Genomic DNA, 19,909 nt, shown 5'->3' with positions numbered 1-19,909 from the left:
TTAGCGACAGATTGAACGGCGAGGCGGGCAAACCGTTAGCGCCCCCCGCCTCGGTATTGACTCTCAAATGGTAACTATCGCCAGGCAGAATTTCCTGCAACGGAGTAACGCCCCGCCCCCAAAAACGCCACGGCCAGCGCACCGATGAAGAAATACACCAGACTTTCAATCGCCCATGCACCGGTTTTATCCAGTGTCCAGGTTTCGCCCATCCCGACCATCAGCCATGCCACAACCATCGTAAACGCCAGCCCCAACGCTGCCGGACGCGTCAGGATGCCTAGAATAATCAGACACGGCGCTACAACCTCTCCCAGCAGAACGCCGTACGCAATAAAGCCCGGGAAACCTTTCGCTATCAACATACCGCTGATGCCATCAATACCAGCAAACAGTTTATGCAGCCCATGAAACAGCATCAGCCCACCGACGGCAAGGCGTAACAAAAACTTGCCAAAATCTTCGTGAGCCAGTACCCGGTTAACTGTATTTAATAGTTTTATAACCATTTGAATTTATTCCTTGTTTCACCATGTCCAATAACAAACTACGCTTAATACAGATTAAATGAAACCTGCCGGAAATAAGGGGTAATGAGAAGCATAACGATTATCTTCATCTAAACTTGTAACCGGTATCACATTAGAGGAGAAGGAAAACCATGAAACAAACGGTTGCCGCTTTTATTGCTAAAACACTCGAACAAGCTGGCGTTAAACGTATTTGGGGTGTGACGGGAGACTCGCTCAATGGCCTTAGTGACAGTCTGAATCGTATGGGCACGATTGACTGGATGCCAACCCGCCATGAAGAGGTTGCCGCTTTTGCCGCAGGCGCAGAAGCCCAACTGACCGGTGAGCTGGCCGTCTGTGCCGGCTCATGCGGACCGGGAAACCTGCACCTGATTAACGGCCTGTTTGATTGCCACCGCAACCATGTCCCGGTGCTGGCGATTGCCGCGCATATTCCCTCCAGTGAGATAGGCAGCGGTTATTTTCAGGAGACCCACCCGCAGGAGTTGTTCCGTGAATGTAGCCACTATTGCGAGCTGGTCTCCAGCCCTGAGCAGATCCCCCAGGTGCTGGCTATAGCTATGCGTAAAGCGGTGCTCAACCGTGGCGTCTCCGTGGTGGTATTACCCGGCGACGTGGCGCTGAAGCCCGCCCCTGAAAGCGCCACCACGCACTGGTATCATGCACCGCTCCCGGTAGTCACCCCGGAAGAGGAAGAGCTGAGAAAACTGGCGCAACTGCTGCGCTACTCCAGCAACATCGCCCTGATGTGCGGCAGCGGCTGCGCCGGTGCGCATAAAGAGCTGGTTGAGTTTGCGGCTAAAATCAAAGCCCCGATCGTGCACGCTCTGCGCGGGAAAGAGCATGTTGAGTACGATAACCCCTATGACGTGGGTATGACCGGGCTGATTGGCTTTTCATCCGGCTTCCATACCATGATGAATGCCGACACGCTGATCCTGCTCGGTACCCAGTTCCCCTATCGCCCGTTTTACCCCACCGACGCCAAAATTATTCAGATTGATATCAATCCGGCGAGTATTGGCGCGCACAGTAAAGTTGATATGGCGCTGGTAGGCGATATTAAATCCACGTTACGCGCCCTACTACCTCTGGTGGAAGAGAAAACCGAGCGGCAGTTCCTGGACAAAGCACTGGAGCACTACCGCGAAGCGCGCAAAGGGCTGGATGATTTAGCCAAACCCAGCGATAAAGCCATTCACCCGCAATATCTGGCGCAACAGATCAGCCACTTTGCCGCTGACGATGCCATCTTTACCTGCGACGTTGGCACGCCAACGGTGTGGGCAGCACGCTATCTGAAAATGAACGGCAAACGTCGCCTGCTCGGATCGTTTAACCACGGGTCGATGGCTAATGCCATGCCGCAGGCACTCGGCGCACAAGCGACCGAACCAGGACGTCAGGTTGTGGCAATGTGCGGTGACGGCGGCTTTAGCATGCTGATGGGCGATTTTCTGTCGGTGGTACAAATGAAGTTACCGGTGAAGATTATTGTCTTCAACAACAGCGTGCTGGGATTTGTGGCGATGGAGATGAAAGCTGGTGGTTATCTGACTGACGGCACCGAACTGCACGACACGAATTTCGCGCGGATTGCCGAGGCCTGTGGCATCACGGGCATTCGCGTGGAGAAATCTTCAGAGGTTGATGAGGCGCTGCAAAGGGCGATGTCAATTGACGGTCCGGTGCTGGTCGATGTGGTGGTGGCGAAAGAAGAGCTGGCGATCCCGCCGCAGATCAAACTCGAACAAGCCAAAGGTTTTAGCCTGTATATGCTGCGCGCAATCATCAGCGGACGCGGTGATGAAGTGATCGAACTGGCGAAAACTAACTGGCTCAGGTAAAACAGAGGGCATTACCTCACTTAAAAAGGAATGCCCGTGATTGATTTACGCAGTGATACTGTCACCCGACCCAGTCGCGCCATGCTCGAAGAGATGATGGCCGCCCCAGTCGGGGACGACGTCTACGGTGATGATCCTACCGTTAATGCCCTCCAGCAATACGCGGCCGAGCTTTCTGGCAAAGAAGCTGCCATTTTCTTACCTACTGGCACTCAGGCGAACCTGGTTGCACTGCTCAGCCATTGTCAGCGCGGCGAAGAGTATATCGCCGGTCAGGGCGCGCATAACTATCTCTACGAAGCGGGTGGCGCAGCGGTGCTCGGCAGCATTCAACCGCAACCCATCGATGCCGCGCCGGATGGCTCCCTGCCGCTGGACAAAGTGGCAGCAAAAATCAAAGCAGACGATATCCATTTTGCCCGCACCCGTCTGCTCAGTCTGGAAAACACGCATAACGGCAAAGTGCTGCCGCGCGAGTATCTGAAAGAGGCCTGGGAATTCACCCGGGAGCGCAATCTTGCCCTGCACGTCGACGGCGCGCGTATTTTTAACGCCGTCGTCGCCTATGGCTGTGAGCTTAAAGATGTCACGCAATACTGCGACTCGTTCACCATTTGTCTTTCCAAAGGTCTGGGAACGCCGGTAGGCTCGCTGCTGGTCGGCAGCCACGAGTACATCAAGCGTGCCATTCGCTGGCGCAAAATGACCGGCGGCGGAATGCGCCAGGCGGGTATTTTGGCGGCGGCCGGACTGTATGCGCTGAAAAATAACGTGGCGCGTTTGCAGGAGGACCATGACAACGCCGCCTGGATGGCGGAGCAACTGCGCGAAGCAGGGGCGGACGTCATGCGCCACGACACCAACATGCTGTTTGTTCGCGTTGGCGAAGAGCACGCGGCCGCGCTGGGTGAATATATGAAAGCGCAGGGTGTGCTGATTAACGCCTCCCCGATTGTGCGCCTGGTGATGCATCTTGACGTATCACGTGGACAACTTGCTGAAGTCGTCGCCCACTGGCGCACTTTTTTAACCCAATAAGGAGATGGGCGTGCCGCAACGGATTTTGGTTCTTGGCGCCAGTGGCTACATTGGTCAGCATTTGGTACAGGCGCTCAGTCAGCAAGGGCATCAGGTGTTGGCTGCGGCACGTCGCATTGAACGACTGGAAAAGCAGCAACTGGCCAACGTCAGTTGCCATAAAGTCGATTTGAATTGGCCAGATAACCTCCCCCCGCTGCTGGCGGGTGTTGATACGGTTTATTACCTGGTCCATGGCATGGGTGAAGGCGGTGATTTTATCGCCCACGAACGTCAGGTGGCGATGAATGTCCGCGATGCACTGCGTAATACACCGGTCAAACAGCTTATTTTCCTGAGCTCATTACAGGCTCCCCGGCATGAACAATCCGATCATCTGCGTGCGCGACAGATAACCGCAGATACTCTGCGTGAATCAGGCGTGCCAATGACGGAATTGCGTGCGGGCATTATCGTGGGGGCAGGTTCCGCTGCCTTTGAAGTGATGCGCGACATGGTCTACAACCTGCCGGTACTCACCCCTCCGCGCTGGGTGCGCTCACGTACCACACCCATCGCGCTAGAGAATTTGATGTACTACCTGGTAGCGTTGTTGGATCATCCCACGCAACATCACCGCGTACTCGAAGCAGCCGGCCCGCAGGTGTTGAGCTATCAGGAACAGTTCGAGCATTTTATGGCGGTCAGCGGTAAACATCGCCTGCTCATCCCCATCCCCTTCCCTACCCGCTGGATTTCGGTCTGGTTTTTAAACGTCATTACGTCAGTGCCGCCAACCACGGCCAAGGCGCTGACCCAGGGCTTAAAACACGACCTGCTGGCCGATGACACCGAACTACGTGCGCTGATCCCGCAAAAGCTGATTGCCTTTGATGACGCGGTGCGCAGTACGTTGAAGGAAGAAGAAAAGCTGGTCAACTCCAGCGACTGGGGTTACGACGCACAGGCGTTTGCCCGCTGGCGTCCAGAATATGGCTATTTCGCCAAACAAGCTGGCTTTAGCGTTGAAACCTCCGCCAGTAAAAAAGCACTGTGGCAGGTAGTGAATCGACTCGGCGGCAAAGAAGGCTATTTCTTTGGCAATATTCTATGGAAGACGCGCGCGGCGTTGGACCTGCTGGTCGGCCATAAGCTGGCAAAAGGTCGTCCCGAACACCCACTATTGCAAGTTGGCGACACCGTTGATAGCTGGAAAGTCATCATCGTTGAGCCGGAGAAACAGCTGACGCTGCTGTTTGGGATGAAAGCGCCGGGATTGGGTCGCCTGAGCTTCACACTGGAAGATAAAGGCGATCATCGACGCATTGATGTACGCGCCTGGTGGCATCCACACGGTATGCCTGGCCTCTTCTACTGGCTGTTGATGATCCCCGCCCACCTGTTCATTTTCAGGGGGATGGCGAAGCGTATAGCCAAACTTGCAGAACAAATCACAGACTAATGATAAAAAGAGCCTGTATTCTTTCATGTTTCCCATTGCATACAGGCGTATTTCACGGAAGAATGCGCACGACGTTTTTTAAACACAGTGGATTGATATGAAGGTACTGGTTACCGGAGCCACCAGCGGCTTGGGCCGAAACGCGGTTGAATTTTTATGCAGCAAAGGCGTCAGCGTCAGAGCCACCGGTCGCAACGAAGCGATGGGCAAGCTGCTGGAGAAAATGGGCGCAGAGTTTGTGCATGCGGATTTGACCGAGCTGGTTTCTTCGCAAGCAAAAGTGATGCTTGCCGGCATCGACACGCTGTGGCACTGCTCCAGTTTTACCTCACCGTGGGGAACTCAGGAAGCCTTCGATCTGGCCAACGTTCGCGCAACTCGCCGTCTGGGCGAGTGGGCCGTGGCCTGGGGCGTTCGCAACTTCATTCATATCTCCTCGCCGTCGCTCTATTTTGATTATCACCACCATCGCGATATCAAAGAGGACTTTCGCCCGCACCGCTTCGCCAATGAATTTGCCCGCAGCAAAGCAGCTGGCGAAGACGTGATCGCGTTGCTGGCGCAGGCCAACCCGCAGACGCGTTTTACGGTATTGCGTCCGCAAAGCCTGTTCGGACCACACGATAAGGTCTTTATCCCGCGCCTGGCCCATATGATGTACCACTATGGCAGCATCCTGTTGCCGCACGGCGGAAGTGCGCTGGTAGATATGACCTACTACGAAAATGCAGTGCACGCGATGTGGCTGGCAAGTCAGCAAGCCTGCGATAAGCTGCCGTCAGGTCGCGCGTACAACATTACCAACGGCGAGCATCGCACTCTGCGCAGCATTGTGCAGAAGCTCATCGACGAGCTGAATATTGATTGTCGGATCCGCTCCGTTCCCTACCCGATGCTGGACATGATTGCCCGCAGCATGGAGCGTTTAGGCAATAAATCGGCAAAAGAGCCAAAGCTGACGCATTACGGCGTCTCGAAGCTAAATTTTGATTTTACGCTGGATACTACCCGCGCTCAGGAAGAGTTGGGTTATCAGCCCATTGTGACGCTGGATACAGGGATTGAACGTACCGCGGCCTGGCTGCGCGACCACGGTAAGCTGCCGCGTTAACCATTGCCGGATGGCGGCGCAAGCGCCTTATCCGGCCTACAAAATCCAGCCTAAATTAGCCGTAGGCCTGATAAGCGAAGCACCATCAGGCATTGGTATTCTGCGTTAACCCTGCCCGTATTTTTCCAGTAACGCTTCGGCAATCGCCTGAGTTTCTGCATCCGCCACGCCGTTCCACAGCGTCGGGCGGAAGTGCATCTGGAAGGCCATAATCACCCGCTGCTGTTCGCGCGGCGTCATATCAGATTTTATCTCATAGCCGTAACGCGACAGCAGATCGAGTAAAGATTCGGTTGCTACCGGCGTATGAGGCGCTCGCCCGGCAAGATAAAACGCTACGCGCTGAGTGTCCGGCCACGCGCCAATTCCCTGTTCGGCCAGCACTTTCCATGGGAAAAGCGGTCCAGGATCGTCCTTACGTTGCGGCGCGATGTCCGCATGGGCTACCACGTTCTGCGGTTTTATGTCGTAGCGGGCGATAATATCTTTCGCCAATGGGATCAGCGCCTGAATCTGCGCGGGTTCAAACGGCGCAAAATATTTTATCCCTGCCGATTTTTGCCAGCCGCGGTTTTCCAGCTCAATGCCAATTGAGGTATCGTTAATACGCGTAGCGCCACGCCAGAAGCTAATCCCCGCATGCCAGGCCAGATCTTTTTCCGGCACCAGTTGCCAGATACGCGGTTTGCCGTGGTAGAGCGGCGGCACAGCCGGGATCAAATAGTGCGAGCTGACGTTTTTATCGGTCAGCGTAGCCAGAGAAGAGTCAAAATCATCGGCCGTGTAATGGATAACCAGCACTTTAATGCGTGGATAAGCAGCCTGTGCCTGACGGCGGGTATCTAACTGATACCCGTCTTTGTCGACTATCCCTTTTTCGCCAGCACATCCCACCAGCAACAGCGTAAATGCCAGCAGACACAACAGACGCTTCATCGGCGAGTTTTCACCGCGGTACCGCTGACGCTCACCATCAGCATACTGCCGTCTTTGCCCACGGTTTCGTAATCAATATCAATACCGACCACCGCATCAGCACCCAGCGCTTTGGCCTGTTCGCCCAGCTCCTGGAAAGCAATTTCACGCGCTTTACGCAGCTCTTTTTCATACGCGCCGGAGCGACCGCCGACAATATCGCGAATGCCGGCGAAAAAATCGCGGAAAATATTCGCGCCTAAAATGGCTTCGCCAGTCACAACACCGCAGTATTCCACGATGCTCTGCCCTTCCAGCGTAGGGGTAGTCGAAAACTGCATGGTTAATCTCCTTTTTGCGCTAAGAGCACGATCTCAAAAGCATTATCGAACCGATCCACTATCATTGAAAGGATATATTCTATCAACGTAGAACACTAATAGTAGAAAGCTAATAAGGAAATCATTATGCGCTACTCGAAACTCTCTCAGCTGGTTCCATTTGCACTACTTCTCAGCGCCTGTACGACCGTGACGCCGGTCTATAAAGATAACGGCACGCGTAGCGGTTCATGCGTAGAAGGCGGGCCAGACAGCGTGGCTCAACAATTCTATGATTACCGTATTCAGCATCGAAACAATGATCTTACCCCACTTCGTCCATACCTTAGCGACAACCTGGCTAAACTGCTGAACGATGCCAGTCGCGATAACGCACACCGCGACCTGTTTAACAGTGATCCGTTCTCCAGCCGCGCCACACTTCCGGACAGTGCCAGCGTCGCCAGCGCATCGACTATTCCGAATAGTGATGCACGCAACATTCCGCTACGCGTAGAGCTGAAACAGGGTGACCAGAGTTGGCGTGATGAAGTGCTGATGATCCGCGAAGGCCAGTGCTGGGTCGTTGATGATGTACGCTATCTGGGCGGCAGCGTACACGCGCCAGCCGGGACGTTGCGCCAGTCTGTCGAAAACCGTTAATCGCGCCATTTACTCGCCCAAATCATAACCCCCATTAATTGTCTGGCATTCTGCATAGAATGCCGACAATTATTCTTGCCCACTGGTGGCCTCGCTATTTTGTGCTATGTTTAGAGAAGAATGCGGTTTGCATTTAACTTTTAACGCATAAATATTGCATAACTATTCTGTCAAAGGTAGTATCTGCGGCTTCAATAGCTATCAGACTGCCAGTATCGAGTGTCAATGAGTATTCAATTAAACGGCATTAACTGCTTCTACGGCGCACATCAGGCGCTGTTCGATATCACGCTGGATTGCCCTCAGGGTGAAACACTGGTGTTACTTGGCCCAAGTGGAGCCGGGAAAAGCTCGCTACTGCGCGTACTCAACCTGCTTGAGATGCCGCGCTCGGGCACGCTCTCTATTGCTGGTAACCGTTTCGACTTCACGAAAACCCCGTCAGATAAAGCCATTCGGGATCTGCGTCAAAACGTGGGCATGGTCTTCCAGCAATATAATCTTTGGCCGCATCTCACGGTGGTGCAGAACCTGATTGAAGCGCCCTGCCGCGTACTGGGGCTGACGAAAGAGCAAGCGATGGCGCGTGCCGAGAAACTGCTGGAACGACTGCGTCTGAAGCCGTACAGCGATCGCTATCCACTGCATCTGTCCGGCGGCCAGCAGCAGCGTGTGGCCATTGCCCGCGCGTTGATGATGGAACCACAGGTGCTGCTGTTTGATGAGCCTACCGCAGCGCTTGACCCGGAAATCACCGCCCAAATCGTCAGCATCATTCGTGAGCTGGCGGAAACCAATATTACTCAGGTGATCGTCACCCACGAAGTGGAAGTTGCTCGTAAAACGGCCAGTCGCGTGGTGTACATGGAAAACGGTCATATCGTCGAGTTTGGGGATGCGAGCTGCTTTGCCAACCCGCAAACCGAAGCGTTTAAAAACTATCTTTCTCACTAAGATTCGGGACAATACAATGAAAAAAGTTCTGATTGCCGCGCTAATCGCAGGTTTTAGCCTTTCCGCTACCGCAGCCCAAACCATTCGTTTCGCCACCGAAGCGTCTTATCCTCCGTTTGAATCGATCGATGCTAACAACAAGATCGTAGGGTTTGACGTTGATCTGGCGAATGCGCTGTGTAAAGAGATTGACGCTACCTGTACCTTCACCAATCAGGCCTTCGACAGCCTGATCCCGAGCCTGAAATTCCGTCGTTTTGACGCGGTGATGGCCGGTATGGACATCACGCCTGAGCGTGAAAAACAGGTTCTGTTCACCACCCCTTACTACGACAACTCTGCGCTGTTTGTTGGCCAACAGGGTAAATACACCAGCATTGATCAGCTGAAAGGCAAAAAAGTCGGCGTTCAAAACGGAACGACGCACCAGAAATTCATTATGGATAAACATCCGGAAGTGACTACCGTACCGTATGACAGCTATCAGAATGCCAAACTCGATCTGCAAAACGGTCGTATTGACGGCGTCTTTGGTGATACCGCAGTAGTGACAGAGTGGCTGAAAGACAATCCAAAACTGGCCGCGGTTGGCGACAAAGTCACTGATAAAGATTACTTCGGTACCGGTCTGGGCATCGCTGTGCGCCAGGGCAATACCGAGCTGCAGCAGAAATTTAACGCTGCGCTGGAAAAAGTGAAGAAAGATGGGACTTACGAGACCATCTACAACAAATGGTTCCAGAAGTAATATTTGATGAATGAATTTTTTCCTTTAGCAAGCGCCGCCGGGATGACCGTCGGCCTTGCCGTTTGTGCGCTGATCATTGGCCTTGCGCTCGCCATGTTTTTTGCCGTCTGGGAGTCAGTAAAATGGCGCCCGGTGGCATGGGCGGGCTCGGCCCTGGTCACCATCCTGCGCGGTCTGCCAGAAATTCTGGTGGTTCTGTTTATCTATTTCGGCTCCTCACAACTGCTGCTGACGCTGGCCGATGGCTTTACGATAAATCTCGGGTTTGTACAAATCCCGGTTCAGATGCAGATCGAAAACTTCGACGTCAGCCCGTTCCTGTGCGGTGTCATTGCACTGTCATTGCTGTATGCCGCTTACGCGTCGCAAACGCTGCGTGGCGCGCTGAAGGCCGTGCCACTCGGGCAATGGGAGTCAGGTCAGGCGTTAGGTTTGTCTAAAACCGCGATCTTCTTTCGTCTGGTGATGCCGCAGATGTGGCGTCATGCCTTACCGGGACTGGGTAACCAGTGGCTGGTATTGCTGAAAGATACCGCGCTGGTCAGCCTTATCAGCGTGAACGATCTGATGTTGCAAACCAAGAGCATCGCTACCCGTACCCAGGAGCCGTTTACCTGGTACATTGTGGCGGCCGCTATTTACCTGGTGATTACGCTGGTGAGTCAGTACATTCTCAAACGCATTGACCTGCGCGCGACACGTTTTGAGCGGAGACCAGGCTGATGCTTGAGTATTTACCTGAATTGTTGAAAGGGCTGCATACCAGCCTGACGCTGACAGTCGCCTCCATCGTGGTTGCTCTGGTGCTGGCGCTGATCTTCACCGTCATCCTGACGCTGAAAACGCCGGTACTGGTGTGGCTGGTTCGCGCTTATATCACGCTGTTTACCGGTACACCGCTGCTGGTGCAAATCTTCCTGATCTACTACGGGCCAGGACAGTTTCCGACGTTGCAAGAATATCCGCTACTGTGGCACCTGCTCTCTGAACCCTGGTTATGCGCCTTAATTGCGCTGTCGTTAAACAGTGCGGCCTACACTACGCAACTGTTCTACGGCGCTATCCGTGCAATCCCGGAAGGCCAGTGGCAGTCCTGCGGTGCATTGGGGATGAGCAAAAAGGATACGCTGGCGATTCTGTTGCCGTACGCTTTTAAACGCGCCCTCTCCTCGTATTCCAACGAAGTGGTGCTGGTATTTAAAAGTACCTCACTGGCTTACACCATCACCCTGATGGAAGTCATGGGTTATAGCCAGCTGCTGTACGGCCGCACATACGACGTTATGGTCTTCGGTGCGGCGGGTGTGATTTACCTGATCGTCAACGGCTTGCTGACGCTGATGATGCGCTTAATCGAACGTAAAGCGCTGGCGTTTGAACACCGGAATTAAGCATATGCCTGATGGCGCAACGCTTATCAGGCCTACGGTTCATGCACCTTTTGTAGGCCGGATAAGGTGCTAGCACCGCCATCCGAAAAATGTGCATAAACAAAAAATATAAAGACGGACAACAACCTAAATTGTCCGTCTTTTTTTATGCCATTAAAAATATTTAATCATTTTTATTGCATATAAATTCATTAGATGGCATTGTTAATCCACGCCGCAGACACGGTAAATAATCATAAGATTGACAGACGGGAGTTCCACCATGAAAAAGTTAGTACTGGCCGCATTACTTGCTACTTTCGCCGCTGGCGCCTCAGCTGCTGATAAAATTAGTTTCGGTGTATCAGCCACGTATCCGCCATTTGAATCACTGGATGTGAGCAATAAAATTGTCGGTTTTGACATCGACCTGGCAACAGCGCTGTGCAAACAAATGCAGGCAGAATGTACTTTCACCAATCACGCTTTCGATAGCCTGATCCCCGCGCTGAAATTCAAGAAATATGATGCGGTTATTTCCGGAATGGATATCACCCCTGAGCGTAGCAAGCAGGTTGCATTTACTCAGCCTTACTATGCCAACTCCGCGCTGGTGATTGCGAAAAAAGACACCTATAAAACCTTTGCCGACCTGAAAGGTAAGCGCATCGGTATGGAAAACGGCACCACCCATCAGAAATACCTGCAGGATAAACATCCTGAGGTGAAAACCGTGGCCTACGATAGCTATCAGAATGCGATTATCGACCTGAAAAATGGCCGTATTGATGGCGTATTTGGCGATACTGCTGTGGTTAATGAGTGGCTGAAAACCAACCCGCAGTTAGGCGTAGCCACTGACAAAGTAACCGACCCGCAATACTTCGGTACTGGCCTTGGCATCGCGGTTCGCCCGGATAACAAAGCCCTGCTGGAAAAACTGAACAGCGCGCTGGCGGCAATCAAAGCTGACGGCACGTACCAGAAAATCAGCGATCAGTGGTTCCCGCAGTAACGTCTGCCCAAACTGAAAAGCCGCGCTCTGCGGCTTTTTTTATCTCTTCGCCTGCGCTTTCAGTCAGTTCTTACGCCATAAATGCTTTCCTGGCATACACTTGTTAAAACGAAAAAAAGTGAGGCAAACGGATGATAGCGTTCCCTGCCAGTTTACTGATCCTCAATGGAAAAAGTGCTGATAATCTCCCCCTGCGTGATGCCATTGCGAAGCTTCGCGATGAAGGCGTGGAAATCCATGTTCGCGTGACCTGGGAAAAAGGCGATGCCCAACGCTACGTTGATGAAGCTCGTCAGCTAGGCGTTGAAACGGTGATTGCCGGCGGCGGCGACGGCACCATCAACGAAGTTTCGACGGCGCTGATCCAGTCGCAGGGCGACAATATTCCGGCGCTGGGTATTTTACCGTTGGGAACGGCAAATGATTTTGCCACCAGCGTGGGGATACCCGACGACCTTGATAAGGCGTTAAAGCTGGCTATCGCCGCAAATGCGACAGCGATCGATATGGTGCAGGTCAATGATAAAACCTGTTTTATCAACATGGCGACCGGCGGCTTCGGCACACGCATCACTACCGAGACGCCGGAAAAACTCAAAGCTGCGTTGGGTGGCGTATCATACTTTATCCACGGATTAATGCGCATGGATACGCTCAAACCCGACGTCTGCGATATTCGTGGGGCAGATTTTCACTGGCAGGGTAAGGCGCTGGTGATTGGTATTGGTAATGGTCGTCAGGCTGGAGGCGGGCAACAGCTTTGCCCAACGGCGCTGATCAACGATGGTCTGTTGCAACTGCGCATTTTTACCGGCGAAGAACTGTTGCCAGGGCTGCTTTCGGCGTTAACGCAATCCGAAAACAACCCTAACATCATCGAGGGCGCATCATCGTGGTTTGATATCCGCGCCCCACACGAAATTACCTTTAATCTTGACGGCGAACCGCTCAGCGGACAGGAGTTTCATATTGAAATCCTGCCTGAGGCGTTACGTTGCAGACTGCCGCCGGGTTGTCCACTGTTGCGCTAACACAACGACACCCCGGCTGTAATCAGGCGATGGTAACTTTGCTGTCCAGATAAACATCCTGCACGGCGTTAATCAGCTTAACGCCGTCGGCCATGGTTTTCTTGAATGCTTTGCGTCCAAGAATCAGCCCCATGCCGCCTGCCCGTTTGTTAATCACCGCCGTACGTACCGCATCACTAAGATCGGTTTCGCCGCCAGCCGCGCCGCCGGAGTTAATTAACCCGGCGCGCCCCATATAACAGTTCGCCAGTTGATAACGTACCAGGTCAATTGGATTCTCGCTGGTCAACTTGGTGTAGACGCGATCGTCGGTGTAGCCAAAATTAACCGCTTTATACCCACCGTTATTTTCCGCCATTTTCTGCTTAACGATATCCGCTCCGATAGTGGCAGCCAGATGGTTAGCCTGTCCGGTAAGATCGGCAGAAACATGGTAATCCACGCCATCTTTTTTAAACGCGGAGTTACGCAGATACGCCCACAACACGGTAACCATACCCAGCTCATGGGCGCGCTCAAACGCGGCCGAAATCTCTTCAATCTGGCGGCGAGATTCCTCAGAACCGAAATAGATTGTTGCCCCTACCGCAACCGCGCCCATATTGAACGCCTGCTCTACGCTGGCATACAGCGTCTGGTCAAAGGTATTCGGATAGCTGAGCGTTTCGTTGTGGTTAATTTTAACGAGGAACGGAATGCGGTGCGCGTAGCGGCGGGAGACAGAAGCCAGCACGCCATAGGTCGATGCCACGCAGTTGCACCCTGCTTCGATAGCCAGCTCCACAATATTCTTCGGATCAAAGTACAGCGGGTTAGCCGCAAACGATGCGCCAGCGGAGTGCTCTACCCCTTGGTCCACCGGTAGAATCGACAGATACCCTGTCCCGGCCAGTCGCCCCGTGTTATACAGCGTCTGCATGTTACGCAGCACGGCAGGCGGCCGATTGTTATCCACCATCACACGGTCGACGTAATCATGTCCAGGCAGGTAAAGTTGATCAGAAGGAATGGTCATACAACGATGCTGTAAAAGGTTGTCGGCGTCTTTGCCAAGCAACTGCGCAATATCAGTCATAGCTATGCTCCCGTAATTTCCGATTTGAAACCGGAATGTGGATTGTCCTGACCCGCTTTGTTGCGGGCAGCATTAAGCCTGGTACCGACTGCGTTTTTTTTCCATCTTTAGCGCACTTTTCAGCAACTTCTGCTGGCTCGATTCAGGAAGAAATAATGTTAAGGCGGTCAAATTTAGACCGCAAAGGTATTTTAAAGGTATTATTAGATGGTACTATCAATGCGTACCTTACCTGTCATGAAGGATTTAAAGATGAAAACTACAGTTAAGCTGTCGTTCATGATGTTTGTAGAGTGGTTTATCTGGGGCGCCTGGTTTGTACCGCTGTGGCTGTGGCTGAGTAAAAGCGGCTTTAGCGCCGGGGAGATCGGCTGGTCCTACGCTTGTACCGCGATCGCCGCGATCCTGTCGCCCATTCTGGTCGGTTCAATCACTGACCGCTTTTTCTCCGCGCAAAAAGTGCTGGCGGTGTTGATGTTCGTCGGCGCTATTCTGATGTACTTCGCCGCCCAGCAAACCACCTTCAGCGGATTCTTCCCGCTGTTACTGGCCTATTCGTTGACCTATATGCCGACGATTGCGCTGACTAACAGTATTGCTTTTGCCAACGTACCGGACGTTGAGCGTGATTTCCCGCGCATCCGAGTGATGGGAACCATCGGCTGGATTGCCTCTGGTTTGGCCTGTGGTTTCTTACCGCAAATGCTTGGCTATAGCGACATTTCACCCACCAATATTCCCCTGCTGATCACTGCCGGAAGCTCTGTACTGTTGGGCGTCTTTGCGTTCTTCTTACCGGATACGCCACCAAAAAGTACCGGTAAAATGGATTTCAAAGTCATGCTGGGTCTGGATGCGCTGATCCTGCTGCGCGATAAGAACTTCCTCGTCTTTTTCTTTTGCTCTTTCCTGTTTGCGATGCCACTGGCGTTCTATTACATCTTCGCCAACGGCTACCTGACAGAGGTCGGAATGAAAAACGCCACCGGCTGGATGACGCTGGGCCAGTTCTCTGAAATCTTCTTTATGCTGGCGCTACCATTTTTCACCAAACGCTTTGGCATTAAAAAGGTATTGTTACTTGGTCTTATTACTGCGGCGATCCGCTACGGATTTTTCGTTTACGGCGGTGCGGAAGAATATTTCACTTACGCCCTGCTGTTTCTCGGCATTCTGCTGCACGGCGTCAGTTACGACTTCTATTACGTCACGGCCTACATCTATGTCGATAAAAAAGCGCCGGTTCACATGCGCACCGCAGCGCAAGGGCTTATCACCCTCTGCTGTCAGGGATTCGGCAGCCTGCTCGGTTACCGTCTGGGCGGCGTGATGATGGAAAAAATGTTTGCTTACCAGGAACCGGTTAATGGTCTCACCTTTAACTGGGCTGGCATGTGGGGATTTGGCGCGGTCATGATTGCCGTCATTGCCGTGATGTTTATGATTTTCTTTCGCGAATCTGACAAAGAAATCACCGCCATTAAGGTGGACGATCGCGATGTAGCGTTGAAACAAGGGGAAGTAAAATGAAAGCAGAACGTATTCTCGGTGCTCTTTATGGGCAGGCGTTAGGGGATGCGATGGGCATGCCGTCGGAACTGTGGCCAAGAACCCGGGTTAAAGCCCATTTCGGTTGGATCGACCGTTTTTTACCCGGCCCTGCGGAAAATAATGCCGCCTGCTATTTTAACCAGGCGGAGTTCACTGATGATACGTCCATGGCGCTGTGTCTGGCAGATGCCCTGCTTGAATGCGACGGCGAAATTGTACCAGACGTAATTGGTCGCAATATTCTGGCCTGGGCCGAGCAATTTGATGCCTTTAATAAAAACGTGCTCGGCCCGACCTCAAAAATTGCGCTCAAAGCCATTCGCGACGGCAAACCTGTCGCCGAACTGGAGAATAATGGCGTGACCAACGGTGCGGCAATGCGCGTTTCGCCACTAGGATGCCTGCTACCCGCCCGCAATCTTGATGCCTTTATCGATGATGTGGCACTGGCCTCCAGCCCGACGCATAAATCGGATCTGGCTATCGCGGGAGCCGTTGTCGTCGCGTGGGCGGTATCGCGCGCCATCGACGGAGGAACATGGTCAGAGATTGTTGATGCGCTGCCTGCCATTGCCCTGCATGCGCAGCAAAAGCGGATCACTACCTTTAGCGCCTCTCTCTCTGCACGCCTTGAGATGGCGCTGAAAATCGTCCGTAATGCCGACGGCATTGAGTCTGCCAGCGAACAGCTGTATCAGGTGGTGGGAGCCGGAACCAGTACGATTGAGTCCGTGCCTTGCGCCATCGCGATGGTCGAACTGGCGCAGACCGATCCCAACCGCTGCGCCATTCTGTGCGCGAACCTCGGCGGCGATACCGATACCATCGGAGCGATGGCTACCGCCATTTGTGGCGCGCTGCACGGCGTCGGCGCGATTGACCCGGCATTGAAGCAGGAGTTGGATGCGGTTAATCAGCTGGACTTTACCCGCTACGCCAGTGGGTTAATGCGACTGCGTGAGCAGCGGGAGGCGCTATGAGCAATACGCATCTGCAACAACTTCTCTCGCAGTTACGTACACAGCGGCCAGTAACGGTGGTGGGTGCAGCGGTGATTGATGTCATTGCCGATGCGTATGCCCTTCCCTGGCGAGGCTGTGACATCGAACTCAAACAGCAAGGCGTGAACGTTGGCGGCTGCGCGCTCAATATTGCCGTAGCGCTCAAGCGTTTAGGTATCGACGCCAGTAATGCGTTACCGCTGGGTCAGGGGGTGTGGGCCGACATTATCCGCAATCGGATGGCAAAAGAGGGGCTGCACAGCCTGATCGACAACGCTGAAGGCGATAACGGCTGGTGCCTGGCGCTGGTGGAACCGGATGGCGAACGTACCTTTATGTCCTTTAGCGGCGTTGAGAATCAGTGGAATGCCGCCTGGCTGGCACAGCTGGATATCCCGCGTCATAGCCTGGTGTATCTCTCGGGTTATCAGCTAGCGTCCCCGTGCGGTGAATTGCTGGTGCAGTGGCTGGAAGGTCTGGAAGAGGTGACACCGTTTATCGATTTTGGTCCGCGCATCGGCGACATTCCTGAGCCCTTACTGGTACGAATTATGGCCCGCCGTCCGCTGGTGTCACTTAATCGTCAGGAGGCGGAAATTGCTGCCGAGCGATTTGCATTGAGTCAGGATGTGGAAGGTTTTGGCGCAGAATGGGTGCAGCGTTTCACCGCACCGGTGGTCGTGCGTCACGATAAAGACGGCGCATGGTATTTCAGCGCACAGACATCCGGCTGCGTACCGGCATTTGCAACGGCGGTCATTGATACTATCGGCGCAGGAGACAGCCATGCCGGCGGCATGCTGGCCGGACTAGCGTCTGGCTGGACGCTGGCCGACTCAGTGCTGTTAGGTAACGCGGTGGCGTCATGGGTAGTTGGGCATCGTGGCGGCGATTGCGCCCCATCACGCGAGGCGCTACTCCTCGCACACAAAAACGTATAGATCGCTACGACAGTAACTGATGCTGTATTCAATAGGCCGTTGCTGCTGATCAAGCGCTACCTGCTTGATCACCAGTACCGGCACTTTACTATCCATTTGAATGTGCGCCTGGAACTCTGCATCCGGCATTCTGGCGCTAACGCGTGAGCGCGTGCGCTGTGGGAAAATATGCTGGCTACGAAAATAGTCATACAGAGAAACACCAATGGCATCCACGTCATGAATTAGATGTGCGGGTACCCAAGACTCTTCAATAGATACTGCGTCTTCGTCAACGTAACGAATGCGTTTGAGCAGAAAGACATCACTTCCTGTGATAACAGCCAACTGCTGTGCCACCTCTTCCGGGCAAGGTACAATTCTTTTGTTAACCCACAACGTATCCGGTTTTTTACCGCGCAACACCACCTGCTGAGAAAAACCGCGCGCTTCTTTGAGCGAATACTCGAAGATATTGTTGATTTGCGTTCCGTAACCGCGGGCACGTGTTACTACACCTTCTTCTTCCAGGGCCTGCATCGCCTTGCGTACCGTAATCCGAGAAACGCCGGTCAACTGGCTGAGGTCGCGCTCGCCGGGCAGGATATTGCCGTGTTCCAGGATCCCACTGCGCACAGCATTCTTCACCGTCTGCGCAAATTTCATATACAGCGGCGTGTTATCCGCCGCTGAAATACGTTCATTCAGTTGTGCGATAAGCTGGGTATGCGCTTGTTCCATTTATCTTTTCCCTGGCCGCCGTTTCTGCAGCCAGTATACCCATTACCACCACGCGTGAAAATGATGCACCGGACCAATTCCCTCGCCAACTTCCAGCGTGTCTGCCTGTGCCAGCGCCGCTGAAAGCCACAGTTTGGCTTCCTGTACGGTATCGGCCCAGTTGTTATGGCGCGGATGCAGGGCTGCCAACGCCGCCGATAGCGTACAACCGGTGCCATGGGTATTTTTGGTCATCACCCTCGGCGCGGTAAAACGCTGCTCGCCTTCGCGAGTAAAGAGCCAGTCGGGGCTTTGCGCGTCATCCAGATGACCGCCCTTCATCAACACCGCCTCGCAACCCAGCGCCCGTAGCGCTCTTCCCTGCTCTAACATCTCCTGCTCAGTCTGCGCATGCGATGCCCCGAGCAGTGCAGCAGCTTCGGGTAAATTAGGGGTGATAATCGAAACCTGTGGCAGCAAACGGGTACGCAGCGTTTCTACCGCCGAGGGTGACAGCAACGGATCGCCGCTTTTCGCCAACATCACCGTGTCCAGCACCACATTTTGTACCCGATGACGACGCAAACGTTCGGCGACCGCTTCAACAATATCCGTCTCCGCCAACATACCAATTTTTGTGGTGTCGATACGCACATCACTCAACACAGAGTCCAGCTGCGCAGCGACAAAGTCAGGTTCAATACGATACACCGACTGCACCCCGCGCGTATTTTGCGCCACCAACGCCGTAATAACGGAACAGCCGTATGCGCCCAGCGCCGAGAAGGTTTTTAAATCGGCCTGAATACCCGCGCCACCGCTTGGATCGGTTCCGGCGATCGTTAATGCGTTAATCCGTTTCATGCTTACTCCTGGGCGTTCAGGTTATAAAGGGCGTCGAGAAATGCCGGGACAAAGCTGCCCGGTCCGTTTGATTGCTCGGTGGCGATTTGCCCGGCCTGTTTCATCCAGCTACAGGCGGAGGCGACGTTATCAAGTCGGTCACCACGCAAGGCACAACTGGCTGCAACAACCGCTGATAGCGCGCATCCGGTGCCCACCACGCGAGTCATTAACGAGTCGCCGCCGTCCACGCAAACGGTACGCTGATCATCGGTGACGTAATCCACTTCGCCGGTAACCACGACAATGGTCCCAATCTGACGAGCCAGCGCCTGCGCTGCCGGAAGCGCAGCGACAGCTGTATCGGTTGTATCCACGCCACGTCCCCCACCGTTCATGCCGGCCAGAGCAAGTATTTCCGAAGCGTTGCCACGAATAGCAGCAGGCTGTAGCGACAGTAAATCCAGACAAAAGCGGCGGCGAAACTCAAGCGCGCCTACGGCAACGGGATCGAGCGTCCACGGGGTTTTAGCATGATAAGCCCGCTCAACGGCGGCGCGCATCGCCGTGGCCCGCTCCTGAGTTAAGGTGCCGACATTAACCAGCAATGCACTGGCAATAGCGGCGAATTGGCTGGCTTCTTCAGGTTCGATCACCATCGCCGGCGATGCGCCCAGCGCCAGTAGTGTATTGGCAGTAAAGCTTTGCACGACCTCATTGGTCATACAGTGTGTGAGCGGGGATAGGGTTCTAAATTGGTGCAAAGTGTGAGCCGCGAGCGCGCGGCTGTGCAGGTCAGGCTGCATGGTTCAG

General features: G+C 53.7%; 21 protein-coding genes. 14 read left to right on the top strand and 7 right to left on the bottom strand.

Going from position 1 to position 19,909, the window contains the following annotated elements; all coding sequences use genetic code 11:
* Nucleotides 1-74 precede the first annotated feature (74 nt).
* Nucleotides 75-509, bottom strand: coding sequence for a DoxX family protein (locus OGV85_RS15260; RefSeq protein ID WP_032949620.1), 435 nt, complete (start codon nt 507-509; stop codon nt 75-77).
* Between the two features lie 152 nt (nt 510-661).
* Here OGV85_RS15260 and poxB point away from each other — a divergent pair, with 152 nt between their 5' ends.
* The 4 genes from poxB (at nt 662) to OGV85_RS15240 (ending at nt 5,970) form a co-directional block, all read left to right on the top strand.
* Nucleotides 662-2,380: a ubiquinone-dependent pyruvate dehydrogenase gene (gene poxB, locus OGV85_RS15255; RefSeq protein ID WP_003027264.1), complete on the top strand. Its 1,719-nt coding sequence runs from the start codon at nt 662-664 to the stop codon at nt 2,378-2,380.
* A 36-nt stretch (nt 2,381-2,416) separates the two neighbouring features.
* Entirely contained in the window at nt 2,417-3,418 is a 1,002-nt protein-coding gene (gene ltaE / locus OGV85_RS15250; protein ID WP_061547685.1) for a low-specificity L-threonine aldolase, read from the top strand.
* Between the two features lie 10 nt (nt 3,419-3,428).
* A complete protein-coding gene (locus OGV85_RS15245; protein ID WP_061547722.1) occupies nt 3,429-4,859 on the top strand; it encodes an SDR family oxidoreductase in 1,431 nt (476 codons plus the stop codon).
* A 97-nt stretch (nt 4,860-4,956) separates the two neighbouring features.
* A complete protein-coding gene (locus OGV85_RS15240) occupies nt 4,957-5,970 on the top strand; it encodes a 3-beta-hydroxysteroid dehydrogenase (RefSeq protein ID WP_061547684.1) in 1,014 nt (337 codons plus the stop codon).
* 105 nt (nt 5,971-6,075) lie between these two features.
* Here OGV85_RS15240 and OGV85_RS15235 read toward each other — a convergent pair whose 3' ends face one another.
* Complete coding sequence (locus OGV85_RS15235) at nt 6,076-6,906, bottom strand: N-acetylmuramoyl-L-alanine amidase (protein ID WP_003027275.1); 831 nt, start codon at nt 6,904-6,906, stop codon at nt 6,076-6,078.
* A complete protein-coding gene (locus OGV85_RS15230) occupies nt 6,903-7,226 on the bottom strand; it encodes a heavy metal-binding domain-containing protein (protein WP_001160725.1) in 324 nt (107 codons plus the stop codon). The genes OGV85_RS15235 and OGV85_RS15230 overlap by 4 nt, the downstream gene beginning before the upstream one ends.
* A gap of 126 nt (nt 7,227-7,352) precedes the next feature.
* Between OGV85_RS15230 and OGV85_RS15225 the strand changes: the two genes are divergently transcribed.
* The 7 genes from OGV85_RS15225 (at nt 7,353) to yegS (ending at nt 12,986) form a co-directional block, all read left to right on the top strand.
* Nucleotides 7,353-7,868 (top strand): lipoprotein, encoded by a 516-nt coding sequence (locus OGV85_RS15225; RefSeq protein WP_061547683.1) that lies wholly within the window; start codon nt 7,353-7,355, stop codon nt 7,866-7,868.
* A gap of 225 nt (nt 7,869-8,093) precedes the next feature.
* Nucleotides 8,094-8,822: an arginine ABC transporter ATP-binding protein ArtP gene (gene artP, locus OGV85_RS15220; RefSeq protein WP_003027295.1), complete on the top strand. Its 729-nt coding sequence runs from the start codon at nt 8,094-8,096 to the stop codon at nt 8,820-8,822.
* Nucleotides 8,823-8,838: 16 nt separating this feature from the next.
* Nucleotides 8,839-9,570, top strand: a complete 732-nt coding sequence (artI, locus tag OGV85_RS15215) for an arginine ABC transporter substrate-binding protein ArtI (RefSeq protein WP_003027298.1) — start codon at nt 8,839-8,841, stop codon at nt 9,568-9,570.
* Nucleotides 9,571-9,576: 6 nt separating this feature from the next.
* Nucleotides 9,577-10,293, top strand: a complete 717-nt coding sequence (gene artQ, locus OGV85_RS15210) for an arginine ABC transporter permease ArtQ (protein WP_040231854.1) — start codon at nt 9,577-9,579, stop codon at nt 10,291-10,293.
* Nucleotides 10,293-10,961, top strand: coding sequence for an arginine ABC transporter permease ArtM (artM, locus tag OGV85_RS15205; RefSeq protein ID WP_061547682.1), 669 nt, complete (start codon nt 10,293-10,295; stop codon nt 10,959-10,961). The genes artQ and artM overlap by 1 nt, the downstream gene beginning before the upstream one ends.
* A 262-nt stretch (nt 10,962-11,223) precedes the next feature.
* Nucleotides 11,224-11,955, top strand: coding sequence for an arginine ABC transporter substrate-binding protein ArtJ (artJ, locus tag OGV85_RS15200; RefSeq protein ID WP_286553729.1), 732 nt, complete (start codon nt 11,224-11,226; stop codon nt 11,953-11,955).
* Between the two features lie 131 nt (nt 11,956-12,086).
* Nucleotides 12,087-12,986, top strand: a complete 900-nt coding sequence (yegS, locus tag OGV85_RS15195) for a lipid kinase YegS (RefSeq protein ID WP_061547681.1) — start codon at nt 12,087-12,089, stop codon at nt 12,984-12,986.
* A 22-nt stretch (nt 12,987-13,008) separates the two neighbouring features.
* Here yegS and fbaB read toward each other — a convergent pair whose 3' ends face one another.
* Entirely contained in the window at nt 13,009-14,061 is a 1,053-nt protein-coding gene (gene fbaB, locus OGV85_RS15190; protein WP_003027312.1) for a class I fructose-bisphosphate aldolase, read from the bottom strand.
* A 252-nt stretch (nt 14,062-14,313) separates the two neighbouring features.
* Here fbaB and OGV85_RS15185 point away from each other — a divergent pair, with 252 nt between their 5' ends.
* From OGV85_RS15185 to OGV85_RS15175, 3 genes are read left to right on the top strand one after another with little or no spacing between them, the layout of a single operon-like run.
* Complete coding sequence (locus tag OGV85_RS15185; RefSeq protein WP_032949626.1) at nt 14,314-15,591, top strand: nucleoside permease; 1,278 nt, start codon at nt 14,314-14,316, stop codon at nt 15,589-15,591.
* Nucleotides 15,588-16,592 (top strand): ADP-ribosylglycohydrolase family protein, encoded by a 1,005-nt coding sequence (locus tag OGV85_RS15180; RefSeq protein ID WP_032949627.1) that lies wholly within the window; start codon nt 15,588-15,590, stop codon nt 16,590-16,592. The genes OGV85_RS15185 and OGV85_RS15180 overlap by 4 nt, the downstream gene beginning before the upstream one ends.
* A complete protein-coding gene (locus OGV85_RS15175; RefSeq protein ID WP_061547680.1) occupies nt 16,589-17,554 on the top strand; it encodes a PfkB family carbohydrate kinase in 966 nt (321 codons plus the stop codon). Before OGV85_RS15180 ends, OGV85_RS15175 begins: the two co-directional genes overlap by 4 nt.
* On the opposite strand, the gene OGV85_RS15170 is transcribed toward OGV85_RS15175, so the two are convergent.
* Genes OGV85_RS15170 through thiM form a run of 3 tightly spaced genes read right to left on the bottom strand, consistent with a single transcriptional unit; the run spans nt 17,528 to nt 19,902 of the window.
* Nucleotides 17,528-18,274 (bottom strand): GntR family transcriptional regulator, encoded by a 747-nt coding sequence (locus tag OGV85_RS15170; protein WP_061547679.1) that lies wholly within the window; start codon nt 18,272-18,274, stop codon nt 17,528-17,530. The two genes, OGV85_RS15175 and OGV85_RS15170, sit on opposite strands and share 27 nt — an antisense overlap.
* Nucleotides 18,275-18,316: 42 nt before the next feature.
* Nucleotides 18,317-19,117, bottom strand: coding sequence for a bifunctional hydroxymethylpyrimidine kinase/phosphomethylpyrimidine kinase (gene thiD / locus OGV85_RS15165; RefSeq protein WP_061547678.1), 801 nt, complete (start codon nt 19,115-19,117; stop codon nt 18,317-18,319).
* A 2-nt stretch (nt 19,118-19,119) separates the two neighbouring features.
* Nucleotides 19,120-19,902 (bottom strand): hydroxyethylthiazole kinase, encoded by a 783-nt coding sequence (gene thiM, locus OGV85_RS15160; protein ID WP_032949629.1) that lies wholly within the window; start codon nt 19,900-19,902, stop codon nt 19,120-19,122.
* Between the last annotated feature and the right edge of the window lie 7 nt (nt 19,903-19,909).

The sequence above is a fragment of the Citrobacter sp. Cf132 genome, from assembly GCF_030333885.1.
GTDB lineage: Bacteria > Pseudomonadota > Gammaproteobacteria > Enterobacterales > Enterobacteriaceae > Citrobacter > Citrobacter freundii.
Note: the sequence above shows the minus strand (reverse complement) of the source record. Positions and strands in the feature narration are given on the sequence as shown.